This is a genomic window from Aquabacterium sp. CECT 9606, from assembly GCF_918741295.1.
Lineage (GTDB): Bacteria > Pseudomonadota > Gammaproteobacteria > Burkholderiales > Burkholderiaceae_C > Aquabacterium.
Window position 1 is genome coordinate 60848 of record NZ_CAKKNB010000004.1, and the last position, 22046, is coordinate 82893.

The 22046-nt window shown below is 63.0% G+C and carries 20 protein-coding genes and 1 tRNA gene; 12 read left to right on the plus strand and 9 right to left on the minus strand.

Going from position 1 to position 22046, the window contains the following annotated elements:
* Positions 1-4: 4 nt before the first annotated feature.
* From pseC to LQ232_RS17600, 12 genes are read left to right on the plus strand one after another with little or no spacing between them, the layout of a single operon-like run.
* Positions 5-1165 carry a UDP-4-amino-4,6-dideoxy-N-acetyl-beta-L-altrosamine transaminase gene (gene pseC, locus LQ232_RS17545; protein ID WP_230181691.1) on the plus strand — a complete coding sequence of 387 codons (1161 nt, stop codon included), beginning with the start codon at positions 5-7 and terminating at the stop codon, positions 1163-1165.
* Positions 1162-2037: an aldo/keto reductase gene (locus tag LQ232_RS17550; RefSeq protein ID WP_230181692.1), complete on the plus strand. Its 876-nt coding sequence runs from the start codon at positions 1162-1164 to the stop codon at positions 2035-2037. The genes pseC and LQ232_RS17550 overlap by 4 nt, the downstream gene beginning before the upstream one ends.
* Positions 2034-2801, plus strand: coding sequence for a cytidylyltransferase domain-containing protein (locus LQ232_RS17555; RefSeq protein ID WP_230181693.1), 768 nt, complete (start codon positions 2034-2036; stop codon positions 2799-2801). Before LQ232_RS17550 ends, LQ232_RS17555 begins: the two co-directional genes overlap by 4 nt.
* The gene (locus tag LQ232_RS17560) at positions 2788-4116 is read left to right on the plus strand and encodes an aminotransferase class III-fold pyridoxal phosphate-dependent enzyme (RefSeq protein WP_230181694.1); all 1329 of its coding nucleotides are present in this window, start codon (positions 2788-2790) and stop codon (positions 4114-4116) included. The genes LQ232_RS17555 and LQ232_RS17560 overlap by 14 nt, the downstream gene beginning before the upstream one ends.
* Before the next feature lie 3 nt (positions 4117-4119).
* A complete protein-coding gene (locus LQ232_RS17565; protein WP_230181695.1) occupies positions 4120-5055 on the plus strand; it encodes a bifunctional 2-polyprenyl-6-hydroxyphenol methylase/3-demethylubiquinol 3-O-methyltransferase UbiG in 936 nt (311 codons plus the stop codon).
* Positions 5052-6242: an acetyl-CoA carboxylase biotin carboxylase subunit family protein gene (locus tag LQ232_RS17570; protein ID WP_230181696.1), complete on the plus strand. Its 1191-nt coding sequence runs from the start codon at positions 5052-5054 to the stop codon at positions 6240-6242. The genes LQ232_RS17565 and LQ232_RS17570 overlap by 4 nt, the downstream gene beginning before the upstream one ends.
* Positions 6232-6801: a 5-deoxy-glucuronate isomerase gene (locus tag LQ232_RS17575; RefSeq protein WP_230181697.1), complete on the plus strand. Its 570-nt coding sequence runs from the start codon at positions 6232-6234 to the stop codon at positions 6799-6801. Before LQ232_RS17570 ends, LQ232_RS17575 begins: the two co-directional genes overlap by 11 nt.
* Positions 6802-7590: an SDR family NAD(P)-dependent oxidoreductase gene (locus tag LQ232_RS17580; protein WP_230181698.1), complete on the plus strand. Its 789-nt coding sequence runs from the start codon at positions 6802-6804 to the stop codon at positions 7588-7590.
* A gap of 3 nt (positions 7591-7593) precedes the next feature.
* Positions 7594-8370, plus strand: a complete 777-nt coding sequence (locus LQ232_RS17585) for an SDR family NAD(P)-dependent oxidoreductase (RefSeq protein ID WP_230181699.1) — start codon at positions 7594-7596, stop codon at positions 8368-8370.
* Between the two features lie 6 nt (positions 8371-8376).
* Positions 8377-9234, plus strand: a complete 858-nt coding sequence (locus tag LQ232_RS17590) for an N-acetylneuraminate synthase family protein (RefSeq protein WP_230181700.1) — start codon at positions 8377-8379, stop codon at positions 9232-9234.
* Between the two features lie 15 nt (positions 9235-9249).
* A complete protein-coding gene (locus tag LQ232_RS17595; RefSeq protein WP_230181701.1) occupies positions 9250-10239 on the plus strand; it encodes a hypothetical protein in 990 nt (329 codons plus the stop codon).
* Positions 10236-12200 carry a hypothetical protein gene (locus LQ232_RS17600; protein ID WP_230181702.1) on the plus strand — a complete coding sequence of 655 codons (1965 nt, stop codon included), beginning with the start codon at positions 10236-10238 and terminating at the stop codon, positions 12198-12200. Before LQ232_RS17595 ends, LQ232_RS17600 begins: the two co-directional genes overlap by 4 nt.
* Here LQ232_RS17600 and LQ232_RS17605 read toward each other — a convergent pair.
* From LQ232_RS17605 to LQ232_RS17645, 9 genes are all read right to left on the minus strand, one after another.
* Positions 12187-14022, minus strand: coding sequence for a glycosyltransferase family 2 protein (locus tag LQ232_RS17605; RefSeq protein WP_230181703.1), 1836 nt, complete (start codon positions 14020-14022; stop codon positions 12187-12189). The two genes, LQ232_RS17600 and LQ232_RS17605, sit on opposite strands and share 14 nt — an antisense overlap.
* Positions 14019-14963, minus strand: coding sequence for a glycosyltransferase family 2 protein (locus tag LQ232_RS17610; protein WP_230181704.1), 945 nt, complete (start codon positions 14961-14963; stop codon positions 14019-14021). Before LQ232_RS17610 ends, LQ232_RS17605 begins: the two co-directional genes overlap by 4 nt.
* A gap of 7 nt (positions 14964-14970) precedes the next feature.
* Entirely contained in the window at positions 14971-15774 is an 804-nt protein-coding gene (locus tag LQ232_RS17615; protein WP_230181705.1) for a glycosyltransferase family 25 protein, read from the minus strand.
* Between the two features lie 76 nt (positions 15775-15850).
* Positions 15851-15926 (minus strand) — tRNA-Phe (locus LQ232_RS17620).
* A 35-nt stretch (positions 15927-15961) separates the two neighbouring features.
* Positions 15962-16726: a response regulator gene (locus LQ232_RS17625; RefSeq protein WP_230181706.1), complete on the minus strand. Its 765-nt coding sequence runs from the start codon at positions 16724-16726 to the stop codon at positions 15962-15964.
* Positions 16727-16757: 31 nt separating this feature from the next.
* Positions 16758-19103, minus strand: coding sequence for a PAS domain-containing sensor histidine kinase (locus LQ232_RS17630; RefSeq protein WP_230181707.1), 2346 nt, complete (start codon positions 19101-19103; stop codon positions 16758-16760).
* Between the two features lie 7 nt (positions 19104-19110).
* Positions 19111-19698 (minus strand): DUF4390 domain-containing protein, encoded by a 588-nt coding sequence (locus tag LQ232_RS17635; RefSeq protein ID WP_230181708.1) that lies wholly within the window; start codon positions 19696-19698, stop codon positions 19111-19113.
* A 7-nt stretch (positions 19699-19705) separates the two neighbouring features.
* Positions 19706-21064: a 16S rRNA (cytosine(967)-C(5))-methyltransferase RsmB gene (gene rsmB, locus LQ232_RS17640; protein ID WP_230181709.1), complete on the minus strand. Its 1359-nt coding sequence runs from the start codon at positions 21062-21064 to the stop codon at positions 19706-19708.
* Positions 21065-21103: 39 nt separating this feature from the next.
* Positions 21104-21937, minus strand: coding sequence for a GNAT family N-acetyltransferase (locus LQ232_RS17645; RefSeq protein ID WP_230181710.1), 834 nt, complete (start codon positions 21935-21937; stop codon positions 21104-21106).
* Positions 21938-22046 lie beyond the last annotated feature (109 nt).

Sequence of the window (22046 nt, forward strand, 5' to 3'; positions counted from 1 at the left end):
ACTCATGATTCCTTACGGTCGCCAAGAAATCACACAGGCTGACATCGATGCGGTTGTCGACGTTTTGCGCTCGGACTTCCTCACTCAGGGGCCGGCCGTCCCGATGTTCGAGCAAGCGGTGGCCACCTATTGCGGTGCTCGCCATGCGGTGGCAGTTAACAGCGCCACATCGGCCCTGCACATTGCCTGCCTGGCCCTCGGGCTGGGGCCCGGTGACCGCCTGTGGACCACACCGGTGACCTTTGTCGCCAGCGCGAACTGCGGTTTGTATTGCGGGGCCGAGGTCGATTTCGTGGACATCGACCCGCTCACCTACAACATGAGCGTGGAGCGCTTAGCTGAGAAACTGGCTCAGGCTGACAAGCTCGGGGTCTTGCCCAAGATCGTGGTGCCCGTGCACTTGTGCGGCCAACCCTGCGACATGGAGGGCATCCGCGCACTGAGTAGACAGTACGGCTTCAAGGTCATTGAAGACGCCTCCCACGCGATCGGTGGGCGCTACCAGGACGAACCCATTGGGGCTTGCCGCTACAGCGACATCACCATCTTCAGCTTTCACCCGGTCAAGATCGTGACCACCGCCGAAGGCGGCATGGCGGTGACCAATGACGCTGACCTGGCGCACCAGATGGCCTTGTTGCGCAGCCATGGCATCACGCGTGATCCGACCCACATGACGCACGAGGCCGATGGCCCCTGGTATTACCAGCAGATCGACCTGGGCTTCAACTACAGGATGACCGAGCTGCAAGGCGCGTTGGGTGTGAGCCAGATGACCCGCCTGGATGCCTATGTGGCCGGTCGGCATGCCATCGCCGACCGGTACGATGCCTTGCTGGAAGGCTTGCCGGTGATGTGCCCCTGGCGGCGCCCTGACAGCTATTCCGGCCTGCACCTGTACGTCGTTCTCGTGCAGTTGGAGAGGATCCGCCAAACCCACCGCCAAGTGTTCGACGCCCTGAGGGCGCAGGGCATTGGCGTGAACCTGCATTACATCCCCGTTCATACCCAGCCTTACTACCGGGGACTGGGCTTCAAGCCCGGCGACTTCCCACAGGCCGAGCATTACTATGCGCGGGCCATCAGTCTGCCCATGTACCCCCAACTAACGCCAGCGCAGCAGGACGAGGTGGTCAGCGCATTGAGCGAGGCGCTGGCCCCATGACCGCACCGCTGATCGCGCTGGGCACGGCCCAGTTCGGCATGAACTATGGCATTGCGAACCAGTCGGGTCAGGTGTCGCTGGACGAAGTCGGACGCATCCTCGCGCTGGCGCGGGAGCAAGGCATCGACACCTTGGACACCGCCATGGACTATGGCGACAGCGAAGCCTGCCTGGGGGAATGCGGCGTGTCGGATTTCCGGATCGTCACGAAGTTGTCGGCCCTGCCTGACGAAGTCACCGATGTCGACGAATGGGTGCAGGGCAAGGTGCGGGCGTGCCTGCGACGCTTGCGGGTGCCTTCCGTTCGCAGTTTGCTGCTGCACCGCCCGCATCAACTTTCAGGCCCCCGAGGCCCTGAGCTGGCGCGGGCCCTCCAGCGTTTGAAGGCAAAAGGCCTGGTCGAGAAGCTGGGCGTGTCCATCTATTCGCCCGCGGAGTTGGACAGCGTGTTTCAAGCCTGTCCGGTGGACCTGGTGCAGGCGCCTTTCAGCCTGGTCGACCGGCGTTTGCAGACCAGCGGCTGGCTGCAGAAACTGCACGAGACCGGCGTGGAAGTGCATGTGCGCTCCGCTTTTCTGCAGGGCCTGCTGTTGATGCCCCGAGACGGCATTCCCGGCAAGTTCTCTCCCTGGGCGCCAACCTGGGATGCCTGGCATGCCTGGCTGGCCGCCAGTGGCTGTCCCGCCGTACAGGCTTGCCTTGGATTCGTGCGCACCTTTGCGCAGATCGACAGAATCGTGGTCGGCGTGGACAGCCTGGACCAGTTCAGGCAACTGGCTGGGGCGGCCCATGCCGCTGTCCCAGCCAAATGGCCGGCCATCGGGGTCGATGACGAAAGCCTGGTCAACCCCTCGAAATGGAACACGCTATGAACGTTGTCGCCATCATCCAAGCACGGATGAGCTCGACCCGCTTGCCTGGCAAGGTGCTCATGCCGCTGGCGGGCCAGCCAGTGCTTGAGCATGTCGTCAGCCGCATCGAGCATTGCCAGACCATCCAGAAGATTGTGGTGGCGACCTCGCATGATGCCAGCGATGACGCCATTGAGCAGTGGTGCCTTGAGCGGGGTGTTGCCTGCTATCGAGGCAGCCTGCACGATGTGCTGGACCGTTATTACCAGGCGGCCAGGCTCCATGCCGCCGATGCCATCGTGCGCATCACCGCGGATTGCCCTGCCATCGACCCGACCATCGTCGATGAGGTGGTGCAGGGCTACCTGGCTGGTGGTTTCGAATTTTTCGGCCTGGCGGGCGAGTTCCCTGATGGACTGGACTGCACGGTGTTCGCCTTTTCCGCCATTGAGCGTGCGTGGAAGGAGGCGACCTTGCCTTCCGAACGTGAACACGTTGGGCCCTTCATCGAAAAGCAGCCCGGGCTGTTCAAGAGCGGCGGCCTGACCAAGTTCACAGGCCTGTCGCACCACCGCTGGACGCTGGACGAGCCGCGTGACCTTGAATTCTTGCAGGCCGTCTTCACGCGCCTGTACCGCGACAAGGCGCCGCCATTCATGGCCAGCGAGGTATTGACCCTGCTGGACGCCGAGCCTGAACTGGCCGGCATCAACAGCGACATCGTTCGCAATGCAGGCTACCTCAAGTCACTCCAAACAGACAAGGAACGTCATGTACAGCCTTGAAGAACTCAAGAAGAGCCAGGGCGTGGCCCTTTACAACCATGCCAAGACACTCATCCCTGGCGGGACACAATTGCTGTCCAAGCGGCCAGAGATGTTCGCGCCCGAAGTCTGGCCGGCGTATTACGAAAAGGCCAAGGGTTGTCGCGTGTGGGACCTGGACGGCCGGGAGTTCATCGACATGTCCATCATGGCGGTGGGTGCCTGCATTCTTGGTTATGCCGACGACGAGGTGGATGACGCGGTAGTCGCCGCCTTGCGCAACGGCGTCAACAGCTCTCTCAATTGCCCGGAAGAGGTTCAACTGGCGGAAGCCTTGATGGCCTTGCACCCGTGGTTCGGCATGGTTCGTTATGCGCGCAGCGGCGGCGAGGCCATGGGTCTGGCCGTGCGCATAGCTCGCGCGCACACCAGGCGCGACACCGTGCTGTTCAGTGGCTATCATGGTTGGAACGACTGGTACCTGGCGGCCAACCTGGCCGACGGCAAGGGCCTGGATGGGCAACTCATGCCTGGCCTAGAGCCCAATGGCGTGCCAAGAGGACTTGCCGGCACGGCCATTCCTTTCGACGCCAACAGCATCGAGTCCCTGCGGGACAAGGTCAAGGGCCAGGAAAACAAGATCGCCGCCATCATCATCGAGCCGGCGCGGGGCGAAGATGCTCCCGCAGGTTACCTGAAAGACCTGCGTGAATTGGCTTCGGAGATCGGGGCGGTCTTGCTGTTCGACGAAATCACCAGCGGCTTTCGCATGTGTGCGGGGGGCATCCACCGCAACTACGGTGTGCACCCGGACATCGCCGTGTTCGCCAAGAGCATGGCCAATGGCTACGCCATGTCGGCCGTCCTGGGCACGGAGAAGGTCATGCAGGCGGCGCAGACCACCTTCATTTCAAGTACGAACTGGACGGACCGCGTCGGGCCCGCCGCGGCATTGGCCACCTTGAAGAAGTACCAGCGCGAGTCGGTCGATCAGCACCTCATCGCCACCGGCAACCGAGTGAAAGACATCTGGCGGCGGGCCGCGGCAGCCAGCGGCCTGGAGGTGGGCGTCACGGGCTTGCCATCGTTGGCTGCCTTCGCCTTCAAGGCGCGGCACCCCATGGGCATGAACACTCGCTTCACCATCGAGATGCTCCAGGAAGGCTTCCTGGGTTTCCGGCAATTCAAGCCATCGTTCGCCCACGGGGCGGCGGAACTCGACCAGTATGAAACAGCCGTGACCAAGGTGTTCGCCGAGTTGGCCTCGGACCTCGAGTGCACTGTGCTCGACACGCCAAAACACCACGCGGGTTTTCAGCGGCTGACCAAGGAATAAGACATGTCTGGCGAAAGCAGCAAGGGCCACCACAAGCAGTGGCACGACCATGGCGGCACTGTCCTGTCGTCCGTCAACGGGTTCGACGTCATTGACTGTGCCGAATGCAAGTTCAAGCACGTGATTCCCATCCCGACCGAAGAAGAGTTGGAGAAGGCATACCGGCACGAGTACTACACCCAGGAAAAGCCGCTGTACCTCGAACGTTACCGTCAGGACCTGGAATGGTGGAACACTGTCTATACCCGGCGTTACGAGCTTCTGGAGCAGAACCTGTCTGACGGAGCGCGCAGCATCCTGGACATCGGGTCCGGACCAGGCTTCTTCCTGCTGAATGGCCAGCAGCGCGGTTGGCGAGTGAAGGGCATCGAGCCGTCCATCGAGGCGGCCACTCACAGCCAGAAGCTGGGTCTGGACGTGGAGAACATCTTCTTTTCTGAAGAGACCGCACCCACGCTGGGCACGTTCGATGTGATCAACATGGGCGAGGTGCTCGAACACATCCCCGCGCCTGCGGATTTGCTCAAGCTGGCGCATTCGAAGCTGAACGTCAATGGCTTGATTTGTATCATCGTGCCGAACGATTTCAACCCTTTCCAGGAAGCCCTGGAAGGCCACCTGGGGTTCAGCCCCTGGTGGGTCGCACCGCCCCACCACATCAATTATTTTGATTTCCCGACCCTGGCAGGTCTGTTGGCGCACTGTGGCTTTGAAGTCCTGCACCAGGAGTCCACTTTCCCCATCGACCTGTTTTTGTTGATGGGCGACAACTATGTGGGCAACGATGCCCTGGGGCGGGCATGCCACACCAGGCGGATGAACTTCGAGAAGGCCATGGTCCAATCTGGCCGTGGCGATGTCCTGACGAAGCTGTACACGGGCTTTGCCAACCAGAACATCGGTCGGGAAGTGGTCATGTTTGCGAGGGCGGTCAAATGAAGAAACCCCAAGCCATCTGGTTGTTCGCGGGCGGACCCATGCAGGAGTCGGCGGCCAAAAGCATCGTGGCGCTCGGGCACCGTTTGATCGTGACGGACCTGAATCCACAATGCGTGTGCGCCCGATACGCCGACGAGTTCCTGGCGTTCGACACCTTCGATGTGGACAGCAACCTCGCGGCTGCCCGCGATCTGACCGAGAAATACGAAATCCGCGCGGTCGTGACCCTGGCGGCCGATTGCCATCACACCGTGGCCGTCATTAGCCAGCATTTAGGCCTGCATGGCATCTCCCCGGACATCTCGCGGGCCTGTCGCCAGAAGAACCTGACTCGGGAAATCCTGACGGCCGCCGGTATACCTCAGCCCAGGTTCAAATGCGTCAGGACACTGGCCGAAGCGCAAGCCTTCCTCGCCGAACTGGGTGGCCATGGCGTGATCAAGGCCACGGACAACTCCGCCAGCCGGGGGTTCGCCAAGCTCAACGCGGTGAGCGAGCTGACCGATGAAGTCTTCCAAGCGGCGGTGGCGGCGGGCACGACGGGTGTCGCGCTGGTCGAGGAGGCCCTGGTGCCTCGGCATGATTGCATTTCCGAGCTCTCGGTCGAGACCGTGTGGTTCGAGGGCGAGATGTACTGGCTCAATTGGGTCGATCGCCTGTTCGCGCCCGATCTCAAATTCTTTCCCACGCTGGCACGCTACCAGGATGAGAAGATCAACTGGGGCGTCGAGGTGGGCCACATCAACCCCGCCCAGCACCCCTTGGCGGTGAAGGAGCAGGTCCATGCCCTGGTCAAGGCCGCGGGCCTGGCGCTGGGCATGGGTAAGGAAGCTGGCGGCCATGTGCTGAAAGCTGACATCATGCTGACCGACGCTGGTCCCATGATCATCGAAATGACCCCGCGCCTGTCTGGTGGTTGGGACAGCTCGGCCACGACGCCTGCGCGAGGCGCAGATTTCCAAGGCGGCATCATCCAGCTGGCATTGGGCGAGCCCCTGGACCTGGGTCTGTGGCACCGCCATTTCGAGTTTAAGAATCCCAATCTGTACGCCGCCATCCTGGCCAATATTTCGCCCGATGCGAAGGATTGCGTGGGGCGGCAATTCGCGCTGGGCACCGATTTCGGCCGAGAGCGTTCACTCCAACTTTCACTGTCTAACCTGAAGGAAAACAAGCATGTCTTATAAATGGTCGAACGAGGTCAAGCTGGACGTACTCAAAGTCGAAGGCGGTGACTCGAAGCTGGTCTTCACCACCGACAAGGAAGTGGCCGAGATCTACCTGGATGGCCAGGACATCAGCCGCGTCGTCCACCGTAGCGGTGGTGTCGAGACCGTCATCCAGAACGCCGAGGCCCACCACATCGTGGTGGGCGAAGGCAATGCCCAACGCGACGTTTACCACTACCTCAAGCCCAAGGGGCCGGCGCCCGAACTGCGCATCGGCATCACCAAGCATCGTGGCATCGGCACTTGGTCCAGCCTGCCGCACGATTTCGAATTGAACCTGGAACCAGGGTTCGAAGAGGTCTTCTTTTACCTGATCTCGGGCGCCAAGAAGCGCGCCATCCAGGTGGGTGAAGGTGTCTGGCATGACAACTCGCCGGTCAAAGAAGCCTGGTTTGTCGAAGACCACACTTTCGGTACCATCCCGATGGGTTATCACCCCGTGGTGGCCGAACCTGGCTCGACCGTTCATTACGTTTGGGCCTATGTCTGCAAGAAGCAGGCTTGGGAGAAGATCTAAGTGTTTGACCTGACCGGGCGGACGGCCGTCATCACGGGTGGCGGCGGCGCGCTGGGGCTGGCAGCCGCCAAAGCATTGCACGATCAAGGGGCAGCGGTGGTTCTGCTGGGCCGCTCGCTGGAGAAGCTGCAAGCAGCCCTGGCCCAGATCGAACCCGCCAGCGGGCGTGCCAGCGTCCAGGTTTGCGATGTCGCCGATGAGGCCTCGCTGACGCAAGCGGCTGCGGACATCCTGTCCAGACACGCCAAAGTCGACATCCTGGTGACCTGCGCAGCGGCTTCGGCGGCATCTGGCAAGTTCGAAGCGACGACGGTGGCGGACTGGCGTTCGTTGCTGTCCACCGACCTGGACGGTGTCTTCCTGGCCTGTCGCATCTTTGGTCAATCGATGCTGAAGAACAAGCATGGCCGCATCGTCAATCTGACCAGCTTCCACAATGTCGCCACCTATCCCTACCGGACCCTGTACAACACGGCCAAGTCTGGTGTGGAGGGCTTGTCCCGCGCGCTGGCCGTGGAGTGGGGCCACCATGGCATCACGGTCAACACGGTGGCGCCTGGCCCGATCATGACGCCGCGCACCCAGTGGTTCCTGAGTCAGGACGAAAGCAACAAGGCGGGCATGCTGGCCCGCACGCCAACGGTACAGATCGGCGAGTTGCAGGACGTCAGTTCGACCATCGCCTTCTTGGCATCCGACGAGGCCAAGCATATCAATGGGCAGCAGATCGTGATAGATGGCGGCTGGACCAAAAACGCCTGGTGGGGCGACCACACCGAACTGGAATGAACCGTGGCTGACCTGTTCTCCCTGTCGGGCAAGGTGGCCATCGTGACCGGTGGCGCTGGCGACCTGGGCCTGGCCATTGCCAGGGCCTACCTGGATGCCGGGGCAACGGTGGTGCTGGTGGGACGGCGCCTGGCCAGCCTCGATGCCGCAGTGGCAAGCTTGGGTGTGCCTGAACGCCTCACTTCGATCTCGGCGGACGTGTCCGACGATGTGCAGATCGACGCCATGGTGGACGCCGTGATGAAGCAGCACGGCCGCATCGACATTCTTGTGACCGCCGCGGGCATCCAGCACCGCAGCCCCGTTCTCGATTTCGACCATGGCCATTGGAACGACGTCATCAAGGTCAACCTGACCGGTGCCTTCTATTGTGCGCAGGCCGTGGCCCGGCACATGGTGGGGCGCCAAGCCGGGCGGATCATCATGATCACCTCCTTGACTTCGGAGATCGGTATCCCCAACATCTCGGCCTATGCCGCGAGCCGGGGCGGCATACGGCAATTGGCCAAGACATTGGCGGTCGAACTGGCGCCCCATGGCGTGACCGTGAATTGCATCGGCCCCGGCCGCTTCCTCACCGCGATGACGGCGGACGTGTTCAAGGACGAAGCCAAGGCCAAGCGTTTCCTGGACGTCATCCCCATGCGCCGCGCTGGTCAGCCTGAAGACCTGGCGGGCATCTCCGTGCTCTTGGCGTCAGACGCCTCGTCGTACATCACCGGGCAATCGTTTTATGTCGATGGCGGCTGGCTGGCCGGTGGCGGCAACATCTTAGGTTGAATGTCCATGATTCAATTCATTTCTGAAGTCTCCAGTAACCACGCCCGCGATCTGAACCGCTGTCTGGAGTTCATCCAGCGATCGGCTGACGCAGGTTGCTCCGCAGTCAAGTTCCAGCTTTTTCGGGTTGACGAGTTGTTCGCCAAAGGAGCTCTGCCCGATAGCGAAGTGGCTCGCCGCAAGAACTGGGAGCTGCCGCTGGAGTTCCTGCCACCGCTGGCGCAACGTTGTCGTGAGCTGAACATCCAGTTCTCGTGCACGCCTTTCTATCTGGCGGCTGTCGCCGAACTCGATCCTTACGTCGATTTCTATAAGATTGCCTCCTATGAACTGCTGTGGGACGACCTGCTGGCCGCTTGCGCCAGAACGGGTAAGCCCATCGTTATCTCGACGGGCATGGCAACCATGCCGGAGATCCTGCACGCGGTGGAGACGCTGAAGCGCCATGGTTGCGCGGCGCCGGTATTGCTGCACTGCACGTCGGCCTATCCCACGCCGCACGAAGAAGCCAACCTGGCCGCCATCGAGACCATCCGCCAGTCCACGGGTTGCGAGGTGGGCTGGTCCGATCACACGGTGGAGCCTGCGGTTATGTACCGCGCCATCCATCGTTGGGGGGCCAAGGTGATCGAGTTCCACCTCGATTTGGATGGCCAGGGCGAGGAGTATTCGGCAGGCCACTGCTGGCTGCCCGACCAGATCGGCTCGGTCATCCGCGATGTTTCGAAAGGCTTCGAGGCCGATGGCAATGGCGTCAAGGAACCCGTGCCTTCCGAACTGTCCGACCGCGCCTGGCGCGCCGACCCCTCCGATGGCTTGCGGCCCTTGAAAGAAACCCGGGTCGCGCGGAAGTTGGCGGAATAGGCAGATGGCTTGTCGATGAACATCTTGCTGGTGTGCCATGCGGGGACGGGTGTGGGCCTGGGGCACCTGACCCGGTGCCTGGTGGCGGCCAGGGCGTTGAAGCGCGAGTTGGGTGCGGAGGTCTGCTTGTTGATCCAAGGCGACGAGGTGCAGTGGGCGGAGCTCTCAGCATTTCCGCACCGGTTCGTGGCCCCTGAAGAGGCGCTGTCAGCTGGCATCAGGGACACGCTGGCCCAGGGACATCGTGATGTCCTGGTGTTCGACATGCCCTCCAGGAAAGTGCCCGGGGACTTCGGGCCTTTGCTGGACGAGCTGCGGGACACAGCGTGCAAATTGGTGGCCGTGGACGGCCTGCTTCAATACCGGCCGCAGCTCGACTTGATCTTCACCCCTTCGTTCCACTTTGCCCCTCCGCCCGATATGCTCGAGGGCGCGCCCATCGTTCTGGGCTGGGATTGCTTCCTGCTCAATGTGCACGAGACACCCCATGAATGGCGGCCTGGCCGGCGGCGCGTTCTGGCCCTGACGGGTGGCAGCGACGCCACGGGCTTGGGCCAGACCTGGCCCCGGTTGCTGGACGCCAGCTTGCCGCCAAGTACCGAGCTGCATTGGGTCACGGGCCCGTTCGCCGCGCGGCCGAGTTTTCCCGCATCGCCTCGCATCAGCATCCATGAGCACATTGCACCGGCGGGCCTGGGGCCTCTGATGCAGGCGTCCGACTACGCGGTGACGGTGTTTGGCGTCAGCTTTTTCGAGTTGATGTACCTGGGCATTCCTACAGTAGTTTTTTCGCCGTACAACGGCAAGGACGACAGCGAACTGGCGGGCATTGCCGAATCCGGTGCCGCGCTGGTGGCAGGTGACGAAGCCGAGGCCGGCAGCCTACTGCTTGGATTGATGAATGACGACGCGCTGGCCAGCCAACTGTCCAACCGCTCGCGGGCCTTGCTGAGCACGCCGGGGGCAACCCGCCTGTGCGCTGAAATTGTGAACCTGATGACATGAACCTACAGTTGTTTTCCTTCTTCCACCTTAACCTGGCCTACTCGGCCATCGGGGTGGAGCAGCGCGCCACCGTGATCGAGCGGTGCTATTGGCCACTGCTGCGCCTGGCACGCGCGCGTAGGTTGCCCTTCGGCATCGAAGCCTCGGCCTGGACGCTGGAGACCATCGCCCAGATCGATCCGGCCTGGGTGGAAGAACTGCGTGATCTGGTCACTCAGGGCCCTTGCGAGTTCATCGGCTGTGGCTATGCCCAGGTCATCGGCCCCCTCGTGCCTGCGGCCGTCAATGAAGCGAATTTCCGCCTGGGCATGCAGCGCTACGAAACCTTGCTGGGATTGCGTCCCAAAATGGCCTTGGTCAATGAGCAAGCCTATGCGGCTGGGCTTGTGCCGCTTTACCGCGAGGCGGGCTATGAATCACTCATCATGGAGTGGAACAATCCGGCGCGGGTGCACCCCGAGTGGGATGCCGAGTGGCGCTACCTGCCGCAATATGCCTGCGGCACGGGCGACCAGGCCTTGCCTTTGGTCTGGAACAAGTCGATCTCTTTTCAGAAATTCCAGCGCTACGTGCATGGCGAGATCGAGCTGGATGAGTATCTGGGCTACGTGCGTTCGCATGCCAGCGAGAGCTCCCGCGTGTTCCCGGTGTATGGCAATGACGTCGAAGTCTTTGACTTCCGCCCAGGCCGGTACATGACGGAGGCACCCTTGCACGCCACGGGTGAATGGCAACGCATTGATGCCTTGTACGCCGCCCTGGCGCAGTCAGTCGACCTGGACATGATCGCGCCCAGCCGCGTGCTGGACCTGATGGGCCATCCCGGTGCCGGCAATCGCCTGCGTCTGGAGACCGCAGCCCAGCCGGTGCCTGTCAAGAAGCAGGACAAGTACAACCTTTTGCGCTGGGCGGTCACCGGGCGTGACGACCTGGCGATCAACACGCGCTGCTGGCAGATCTGCGAGGCCATGCAGGCCGATGGCCAAGCGTCGGATGAGGACTGGACCGAGCTGTGCTACCTGTGGAGCAGCGATTTCCGCACGCACATCACGCAGGCGCGCTGGCAGGAATTCCAAGCGCGCCTGGCTGCCGTCCACACGCGGTGGGTGGGCATGGCGCAGCCCCAGCCTATTCACGACGCGCCGTTGCCATCGGGTGCCGGATCCGCCTATGGCACGCAGACCGTGGTCAGGGCAGGGCGGATGATGGAGGTCCGTGGGCAGCGCTTCGTGGTGCGCCTGAACTGCCTTCGCGGCCTGGCCTTGGATTCCCTGGTGGATACCTCGGTGAGCGAGCAATCGCTGTGCGGGACCATCCCCCATGGCTACTTCGACGATATCCAATGGGGCGCCGACTACTACAGTGGTCACCTGGTGTTTGAGTCGCCTGGCCGACCCAAGGTCACCGACCTGAACGCAGTGGAGCCCACAGTCGAATGGGTGACCGGCGGCGTGTGCATCAAGGGCACGGTGCCGACCATCCTGGGCCCCGTGGAAAAGTGCTGGTCCATTGACGAGGCGGGTGGGCGTGTCAGCCTGAGCTACCGCTTTCATTGGAAAGACATGGGGCTGGGTTCTTTGCGGCTGGGCCACATCACATTGAATCCGGAAGCGTTTGACCCTGGCTCACTCGCCTATCGCACCCACAATGGTGGGCGAGACGTTGAGCGGTTCTCGCTGAGCGGTGTGGATTTCGACCACGGGACCGCGGTGTCCTTCCTGATCTCTGCCAACCACGCCGTGGGCTTGACGGATGGCGAAATCGAACTGGGCGATGCTCAGCACAGTGTGCAGGTTGGTATCGACAAATCACAGGCCTCGGCCGTTGCCCTGGTGACTCACCGTGTGATTCGCGACAAGTACCTGTGTCGGGTGGCGTTTTCGGCCAAGGAGCTGGACGACACTTCGCGGTCGGGTGACATGGCACCCGTCGAGCTGAGCCTGTCCATCATTTGCCGCTGAGCCGGGGAGCACTGCTCAACAGGAAGTCCGGCTTCTCGTGGCTCAGGTTGACGTTGTACTGAGGGTCATGCTGAAGCTGCACGGCCCAGCGTTCTTGCATGTATGCCAACTCTGGTAAGAAGCGCGCGACATTCTTGCTGGAAGCATCTCGCCCACGGCTGACGGACTCATGGTGGTACAGCAGCGCATGCGGCGTCCACACATGGCGCAGGCCGAGTTCACCCACCCGCAAGCAGAAGTCCACGTCGTTGTAAGTGACGGCGAGGTGTTGGCTGTCGAGCCCGCCGACCTGGAGGAAAGTCGCTTTGCGGATGACCAGGCACGCTGCGGTCACGGCGGTGAGCTGGTGAGTGACGATGGCGCGATTCGCATAGCCCGGCGCCTCGCGCGGAATGCCGCGCAGGTAGTGCGCCGCGATGGCGCCAGGTGCATCGTGGCCGGCACCGACCAGCACGCCGGCATGCTGAACGGTCTCATCCGGGTACAACAACTTGGCCCCCACGCAACCGACATCCGGGCGCAGCGCGTGGCCCACCATCTCGGTCAACCAGTCGCCATCGATGACTTCGATGTCGTTGTTGAGCAGTGCCACCAAGTCACCCTGCGCATGCGCCACGGCCATGTTGTTCAGGGCCGCGTAGTTGAATGGGCTGTCGTCCCGGATGACGCGCACGCGCGGATCTTGCCGAGGCAGGCGCTCGAGGTAGGCCAGGGTCCGGGCTTCATCGGAGCCGTTGTCGACGACGATGATGTCGTAGTGGGGATAGTGGGTTCGGCGGGTGATCGATTCAATGCAGGTGTGCAGCAGCGTGTACTGGTTGCGCGTGCAGATGACGATCGAGACCAATGGGGCCGGGTTGGGAACGGGATAGCGAACCTGAAGCAACCCTCTCGTGCCGCTGTTCGCCAGAGGCCGGGCCTGTGACCCTGGCGCTGTGCGATCGAGGTGGGGCTGCAGGGCCTGGACAGCAGTCTCATCCAGTGGGCGCGGGCCCGAGGCAGGCTGGTGCCACAACACCTCGGTGACATGGACGATCTGTTGTGGTTGCAGTCCCTCCACGCACCGCAGCAAGGCTTCAAAGGTGTAGGCGGAGCCCTCCTGGTGCCGGTAACCCCCCGCCGCAATCAGGTGTTCGCGCGAGATCAGGCAGGCATGCCCGATGTAGTTGGCCGACAGCAGGAAGTCAAGGTTCCAGTCTGGCTTGAAGTGGTGTGTGCTTCGGCGGCCTTGTGCATCGATCCGATCTTCATCTGGGTAGATGATCTTGGCATCGGGGTGGGCCTGCGCCGCCTGGAGCAGCCGCAACAGCGAATGCTCGCGCCATTGATCGCCGACCTGGAGTTGGCCCACCCAGTCTCCACTGGCTTGCAGGAGTGCATCCTGGGCACGCTGTGCTGGCGTGGCTTCGTCCTGGCTTGCGGTGATCACCTTGATGCGCGGTTCGTCCTTGCCCAGCAAGGACAGGCGCGGCACCATGGTGCCTTGGGCATGCCTCGGCACGGTGAGCAACAACTGCCAGTGCGGGCAAGCCTGCTGGCGCACACTGGCGATGCTGCGCTCCAGCGCGTCAAGGTTGCCTTGAGTGTCCATGTGAAGGATCAGACTGACCGTGGGGACCTTGGCCGAGGAACGCAGCCAAGTTGCCCACGAGGCGCGGTCCTGCTCGGTGGGAGTGTCGTTGCTGGCAATCCAGCTGGCGTAGTCCACGCCTTTTTTCATGCGGCGCTTGTACAAGCGATGGCGATTGGCCGCACGCACGCTCTGCTTGAGCGCCTGCAAGCCATCGTGCCAAGCTCCGAGCACCTGGGTGAATGGATTCAAAGTTGGACCTGTCGTGATTGCATGTCAGCGGGGTAGCGCCAAGCACCGGCCACCCGCCCGAACACCCGCGTGGCCCGAACCAAATCCAGCACCAGAACGCGGGCCAGCATTTCAATTGCAGCCGTCACGCAATACCGCCAGCGCCGCGCCGCGGACACCTGCACACCCAAGTGCTTGAGGTTGAACAAAAACTTGGACTGGATGTGGTGATAGCCGCGCATGTACTCGGCCTTGAATCGGCCTCTGCCGCCACTGGATCCTCGCGACAAATGGGTGACCTTGGCCTGCGGTTCAACGATCAACTCACCGAACTGCTGGGCCAGTCGCAGGCACAGGTCAGTGTCTTCGTAGTACAAAAAGAAGCCTTCGTCAAAACCCTTGATGCGCAGCATGGCTTCGCGGCGGATCAGCATGCAGGCGCCCGAGATGAAGCCCACGCACGCTGGCGCTTCGGCCCCAGGCCCCTTGGCCGCCCACGTGTTGGGCGCCCAGGTGTAGCTGATGTCAGGTTGACCGGAGCGCCCCAGCAATTGCGGGCCGATCAGCGCTGCAGTGGGGTTGGCATCCGCGCAGCGAATCATCTGGCTGACCGCCTCCGCATCCACCACACAGTCGGGGTTCAGCAGCAGCACGAACTCCGTGCTGGCGGCCCACACACCGCGGTTGTTGGCCGCGCCAAAGCCGAGGTTGCGTTCGTTGGGCAGCAAGGTGGCGTGAGGCAAGTGGCGGCGGAACTGCGCCAGCGTGTCATCGGTGCTGGCGTTGTCGACCAGGGTAACGTGCGGAAAGCTCGCCAATGCCCGGCCCAGTTCGGGCGCGCAATGCCCGCTGTGGAAGGTCACCAGCACCACGGTGACGCGAGCAAGCTCGGCCGCGACCGATGCGGCGGGGGGGGGCATCATCGCGGTGCTTGACATGGCGCCATTTTGCCAGCGAAGCATGCTCGGGTCAGTCGCTGCCAAGGGCAATGCTGAACTGAGTTTTGTCCAGCCGCACGTACCGGCGTTCTGCCTTGTGCAGCACACTCGCGATGCGCAAGCCAATGCGCAGTTGGGACACCAGGCGGCGGTAGACGAACAGGGCTTTGGATTGTTTCTCGACCGTGGGGCGGCCGACGATGCCTATGGAGGACGAGCCCCCAGCCGCCGGCCTCAATCCATAGTGTTCGCACATGTCCAGTTGGACAATGGCGGCGGGTTCGACCTGAAGGGCGCGCAAGGCATAGTGGCTGGTGATGAAAGCATCGGAGGGGCCGGCCAGCCCCCGATTTGCCTTGTCCAGCAGCTTTTGAGCGCCCGATGGCCACAGCACATAGCCTGCCGAGCCGGTGCGGTCCTGGAACAAGTCCAGCACGCCAAAGTCAGCGGTGATGCGGGCAGCGTGCTTGCCCATGATCTTCTTGCGCCCCCTGATCTCCAACACCACCAAGTCGATGTTCTTGAGCGTTGACAGTTTAGCCAGAAGCTCAGGCGTGTGGTTGGCCAAGACCGCGTCGTCTTCAAGGATCAGAGCGGGTTGGCCGCTGTTCACCACAGCTTGCCAGGCATTGCGGTGGCTCAGGAAGCAACAGACCTCGGCCTTCCTCAAAGGCCTTTCCCAGGTGTTGGCCAGGCTGTCGTAGGTGGCATCGGGCAAGGTGGCGGCATCAACGGCATGGGCCAACTGGAAGGACAATGCCAGCTTGTCCATCTGTGCTTTCTGAAACGCCAGGCGATCACTGTGTCTTGGCAAATTGATGATCAAGATCTGCATGTCGTGCGCTTTCTGCGATCAAGCCCTGGATCGAAAAAGCCCCGCTAGCAGTGATGCTGGCGGGGCTTTTGAATTTTGGTGGCCAAGGGCGGAATCGAACCACCGACACGCGGATTTTCAATCCGCTGCTCTACCGACTGAGCTACTTGGCCTCTTTCGCTTCATCAGCGAAGACCAAAAGTATACATCAGTTTGCTGCCGCTTTTTTGTTGCGGCTCAAGTCAACGCCCAATTGCTTGAGCTTGCGGTACAGGTGGGTGCGCTCCAGGCCGGTTTTCTCGGCCACGCGGGTCATGCTGCCGCCTTCGCGGGCCAGGTGGAACTCGAAGTAGGCGCGCTCGAAATCATCACGGGCTTCGCGCAAGGGGCGGTCCAGCTCGAAGCTCTGTTCGTGGGACAGGGCTTGTTGGTGCGCGGCAAAGCCGTGGTTGGCCGGCGCATGGTGGTGGCCGTTGTCAACCGGGTGGTGTGTTTCGATGCGCACGGCCGCCAGGCTGGGCATCATGCTGCTGTACGACGGTGCTGCGGTGATGGGCGTGACGGTGGCCAGGTGCACCGGGGCTGCTGAAGCGGCCGTGGCGCGCGGTGCGGGCTTGGTGAGGCCTTGCTCAACGGCGCGCAGCAGCTTTTGCATGGTCACTGGTTTTTCAAGGAAGGCCTGGGCGCCGAACTTGGTGGCCTCGACCGCCGTGTCGATGGTGCCGTGGCCGGACATCATGATCACGGGCATCGTGAGCTGGCCGTTGGCAGACCATTCCTTGAGGAGCGTGACGCCGTCTACATCGGGCATCCAGATGTCGAGCAAGACCAGGTCTGGCTTGCAGGACTCCCGCATGGTGCGGGCTTGCGCCGCGTTTTCAGCGACTTCGACGGAATGACCTTCGTCGGTGAGAATTTCTGAGAGCAGGGCACGGATGCCCAGTTCGTCGTCAACTACAAGAATGGTGGCCATGAATTTAATGTCCTCGGTAGTCGGAACACGACTAGTGTGTACCAGCCAGAGGTAATGTGGATGACAGCTTTGAAAATGATAACGAAACTTGCGCCCCGCTCCAAACGACTTCTTCCGGGGACTTGCCTGGGGGTGTGGTCATTGTGATGGGGTTTTCAAGGTTTCGGATGCGCACCAGGGCATGGTGTTCATCGGCGATTTTCTTGACGACGGCCAAGCCGAGGCCTGTTCCTTTTGCTTTGGTGGTGACGTAGGGCTCGAAAGCCCGCTTGAGTATTTTGTCTGAAAAGCCTGGCCCATTGTCGCGCACCGCCAGCCTCACCGCGCGAACGCTGCCATCGGGGTGGCGTGGCACATCGGTGCGCACCATGACCTGGGCCGGTTGATGCGTGGGTGGGTGCTCGTTGACGACGTCCAAGGCGTTCTGCACCAAGTTGTGTACCACCTGCCTCAGCAAGGTGGCATCGCCCAAGATGGTGGGCAGCTCCGGGGACAGTTCAGTGACCAGCAGGCCCTTGTCGATGGCGTGCCCGTACAGCGCCAGCACATCGGTGATCAGGGCGTTCAAGTCCAGAGGCACGAGCTTGGCGGTGGGCAGGCGCGCGTAGTCGCGGAACTCGTTGATCAGCGTCTTGAGCGCCTGCACTTGCGTCACGATGGTGTTGACCGAACGGTTGAGCAGCGAGCGCCCCGCTTCGTCGAGCTTGTCTTCCAGCTTGAGCTGAAGGCGTTCGGCCGACAACTGGATGGGTGTGAGCGGGTTCTTGATTTCGTGGGCCACGCGCCGCGCGACTTCGGCCCAGGCTTCGGCGCGCTGAGCCGAGACCACCTCGGTGATGTCGTCGAACACGATGAGGTTGGCGTCGGGCGGCAGATCGGCGCCACGCACCAGCAGGGTCTGTGGTTCTTGCTGCGGGTTCAGTTGCAATTCATACGATTCTTGCCATTGCTGACGTTCTCCCGGGGTGGGGTCGCTGGCGTACAACTCGAAGCGTTCGTTCAGGCTGGCCGCGAAGGTCTCCAGCCCGGGGACGTCGGACAGCGGCCGGCCCCGGTAGGCCGACAAAGGCAACCGCAGGATGCGTGTAGCGCCCGGGTTCACGGTGTCGATGTGGCCGTGCTCATCGAACACGATGACGCCAGCGGTGAGGTTGTCCAGGATGGTCTGCAAGTGGCCGCGGGCACTGTCGAGTTCGGCCACGCTGCGCTGGGCCAGGATGCGGGCATCGGACAGCTGCTGGGTCATGGCGGCAAAGGATCGCGTCAGCCCGCCGAGTTCATCGTGGCTGGCGAAGATGGCTTTGGGACTGAGGTCGCCCTTGGCCACCTTGTCCACGCCTTCGGCCAGCAGCAGCAGTGGGTGCGCCAGTTGCTGCCCCAGGATCGCCGCGAGCAAGAAGGCGCCGAACACGGCCAGGATGAGGGCCAGTGTCAGGGTCCCGATGTACATGCGCCGCAGGCCTTCGCGGCCCAGCGAGCGTTGTTGGTATTCGCGGTAGGCGTTCTGCACATCCAGGGCGTTCTTGACCAGATCGGCGCGCAGTTTTTGCGTGACCAGCAGGTAGTGGCCTTTGCTTTGCAGGCTGAAACTGCGGTCGGGCATCCAGGCCAGCGCGACGATGCGGGCCTCGTTGTTCACGCTGTTGGTGGGCGACGAGCTGCCTGTGTCGCCTTTTTCTTCCAGGCCTTCGATGAGGCTGACCACGCCTTTGTTGCGGGCGTCTTGCCGCATGCTCAAGGGCACGCGTTCGGCCGACATGAGGGGCAAGGTCTCACTGCCGGCGCCGATCTGCAATTGACCGGTCTCGCTGATCAGGGCCACGGACTGCGCGCCCAGTTGTTCGCGCACGCGCTCGAGGTCAAGCACGCCGGGTGGGGGCGCGGTCTCGGTGGTGCTGGTGCTGGTGGGCGAGGAACTGAGGCGTTCGGCCGCCAGGCGTGTTTTGTTGCCGAGGTCCAGGCCCAGGGTGTCGATGGTGTTGCGCCCCAGGTTGAGCCCGGCTTCCAGTGCGCTTTCCACGCGCACATCGAACCAGGTCTCGATGCTGCGCGAGACGAACTGGTAGGACACGGTGTAGATCAGCAGGCCAGGCAACACACCCACCACGGCGAAGATGCCAGCCAGCTTGAGCAGCAGGCGGCTGCCGAACTTGCGCCGCCGCAACCGCACCGCCAATCGGAGCAAGGCCAGCAGGATCACCAGCACCAACAGCGAGGCGATGGCGATGTTGGCGATGAAGAGCCATTCGAAATGGCGTTCGTAGCGTTCGCCGTTTTGCGTGGCGAACACGAGCATGAAGGCCAGGACCAGCCCGACCCCGATCATGGCCAAGGCGGAGACGATCCACGCCCATCGGTTGGCTTTGATCGAGCTCATGGTGGTGTCAGCGTCCCTGGCTGACGGTGATGCGGCGCTGCACGGCCAGGTTCCAGTCGTTCTGGCCGCCCAGTCCGATCTGCATGGGGCGGGGCAGCTCGTCGGTGTCCAGGCGGAAGCTGAAGATGACGTAGTGGTCGTCTTCGCCCGAGACGTTGTCCGAGATGCGCCATTGCGAAGCTCGGCGCATGACGCCCAGTGCTTCGTTCAGGGAGTTGTAAGAGCGGCTGAGGCCATCAAAGCTCAAACGCCAATGGCGGGTGAGCGGTTGGTAGGCCAGGCGCCATCGCCGGACAATCCGCACCTTGGGCTTGTCGTACCAGTACCAGCGGCTCTTGAACAGCTCGGCTTCAGCGACGAAAACCACGGCCACGCCTTTGTAGAGCGCTTCTTCGACGTCTTTGGAGAGTTCGAGGCGGACGGTGTAGCTGAGCAGCAGGCCCTCGTCGCCACGCTCTGTCGTCAGTTGCGTCAGTTCAATGCCCGGGTGGCCGCCAGTTTGGGCGAGCGAGGGCAGCCCTGTCATCGTCAGAGCGGCAGTCAGCAGTGCAGAGGCACTGCGTTGCAGCAGGTCTCGGCGGCGCAACAGGGGCATCGAGCACCTAGGGGGTTTTGATCAGCAGGGCGTAGAAGAAGCCGTCGCCCATGTCCTGCAGCAGGGCCGGGTTGGCCAAGGCAGGGTCGTCGGGATATTCGACCACAGGGAGCAGGTGGCCGGGGGACGGCATGGCGCGGGCGCTGGGCGTTCGTTGCAAAAATGCGTCGATCCGGGCCTGGCCTTCTTGTTTGAAGACGGAGCAGGTGCAATAGACCAGGCGGCCGCCCGCTTTGAGCTTGGGCCACAGGGCGGTGAGCATGGCATCCTGCGTGCGGGCGAGGTTGGCGATGTCGCTGTCGCGGCGCAGCCAACGCACGTCGGGGTGGCGGCGCACGATGCCCGACGCGCTGCAGGGCGCGTCCAGCAAGATGGCGTCGAAGAACTCGCCGTCCCACCATTTGTCAGGCTGGCTGGCGTCGGCAGCGATGGTGGTGGCGTGCAGGCCCAGGCGGTTCAAGGTGTCGGTGACGCGTTTGAGGCGTTCGGGGTCGGCGTCCACCGCGGTGACGTTGAGGTCGGCTTGTTCCAGCAGGTGGGCGGTCTTGCCGCCGGGGGCGGCGCAGGCGTCGAGCACGCGTGCGCCGCTGGGCAGGGTCTGGCCATCGATGGGGGCCAACAGCAGCGTGGCGGCCAATTGGGCGCTGGCATCTTGCACGGATACGTCGCCTTGCTCGAACCCTGGCAGTCGACTCACCGGGACGGCCGCGCCCAGCACGATGGCGTCGGGCGCGTGGGCGGCATCGGGCAGCAGGTGGCCGTGAATGCCGGCGTCTTGCAGGCGCTGCAGGTAGGCGCCGGCGGTGGTCTTGCGGGCGTTGACACGCAAGGTCATCGGGGGCTGGGCCTGGTTGACGTTGAGCAAGGCTTCCCAATGGTCGGGCCAGTCCTTGCGCAGGCGGGTGATCCACCATTCGGGGTGGTTGTAGCGGGCCATCAGGTCGCGATCGGTCTGGGCCATCAGGGCATCGCGTTCGCGCAGGAAGCGGCGCAACACCGCATTGACCAGGCCCGAGGCACGCTCGGCCTTGCGCTTGGCAGCGGTCACGGCCTGGTCAACCAGGGTGTGTTCGTCGTACTCGGTGCCGCAGGCCAGGGCCAGGGCGGAAATGATCAGGCTGTCGACCCAGGGGGCGGGCTTCTTGGGGACCAGGGCCTGGCGCAGGGCCTGGGCGCGGCCGATGCGGCGCAGCACGGTGAAGGACAAAGCCTGGACGCCTGGTCGTTCTGCAGGGCGGCAGGCGGTGAGGGCTTCGGTCAGGGATTGGCCGTTGCTCACAGCGGTGACGGCGTCAGCGCAGCCCGCCAGCAATTGCCACAAAGGCAGGCTGAGCGGGGTGGCGGGAGAGGGGGAAGGCGAGGTCATGGCGCGCAGTCTATGCGCGTTTGCCCCAGGATCCGGGCCTCAGTCTCCCAGGAAGTGGCGGCGGTAGCGGCTGGGCAGGTCGCCAATGCGCATCAGCATGGGCAGGTCGGCGGTGTTGAAGTCCGGATCCCAGGCGGGGGCGCCCAGCACTTTGGCGCCGCAGCGCAGGTAGCCTTTGATCAGCGCGGGGGCTTCGACGTTGAGGTGGTGGTCCAGCTCTTCAACCGGCAGGGGCAGGCGCGGGCGCACTTGCAGCTCGATCGGGGCCAGGTGGGTGTGGCGCAGCTTGTTCCACAGGCTGGCGGCCAGGTGGCCACCGTCGCGCATGCTGATGCTGGCGCAGCCGATCATGGTGTCCAGGTCATTGCGCACCATGAATTCGGCCAGGGCGCCCCACAACGCCAGGATGGCGCCGCCGTTTCGGTGGTCGGGGTGCACGCAGGAGCGGCCCAGTTCCACCATTTTGGCGCGCAGGGGGCGCAGGCGGATCAGGTCGAACTCGGTTTCGCTGTAGAGGCCACCCACGCGTTTGGCCGAGTCAGGGGTGAGCACCCGGTAGGTGCCAATCACCATGCCGGCGTCCGGGCCGGGGCCCGCCAGGCGCACCAGCAGATGCTCGCAATAGGGGTCGAACAGGTCGATGTCGTGGCCTGCAGGGCTGCCGGCGGGCACGCGCAATTTCGCGCCCATCTCCTCGGCAAAGACCTGGAACCTCAGGCGCTGCGCCGCGAGAACATCTTCTTCAGTGCGTGCCCAAACGACTTCAAGTGCGTGTGAGCTTGGGTGAAGTGACCTCCGGGCGGCGCGCGATTCGGCCGAAAAGTTGGGACGCAAGTCGGCAATGGGCAGCGTGGGCAGCGGCAAATCCCTCATGGTCGGCTCCTTCAGTGGGTTCAATGAACGTGTGACGGGGCCGAGTGTTGGCGGGTGGCGTGACGCTGGCGTGAATCTCGCATGACAGAACGGTGACGGGCGGGCGGAT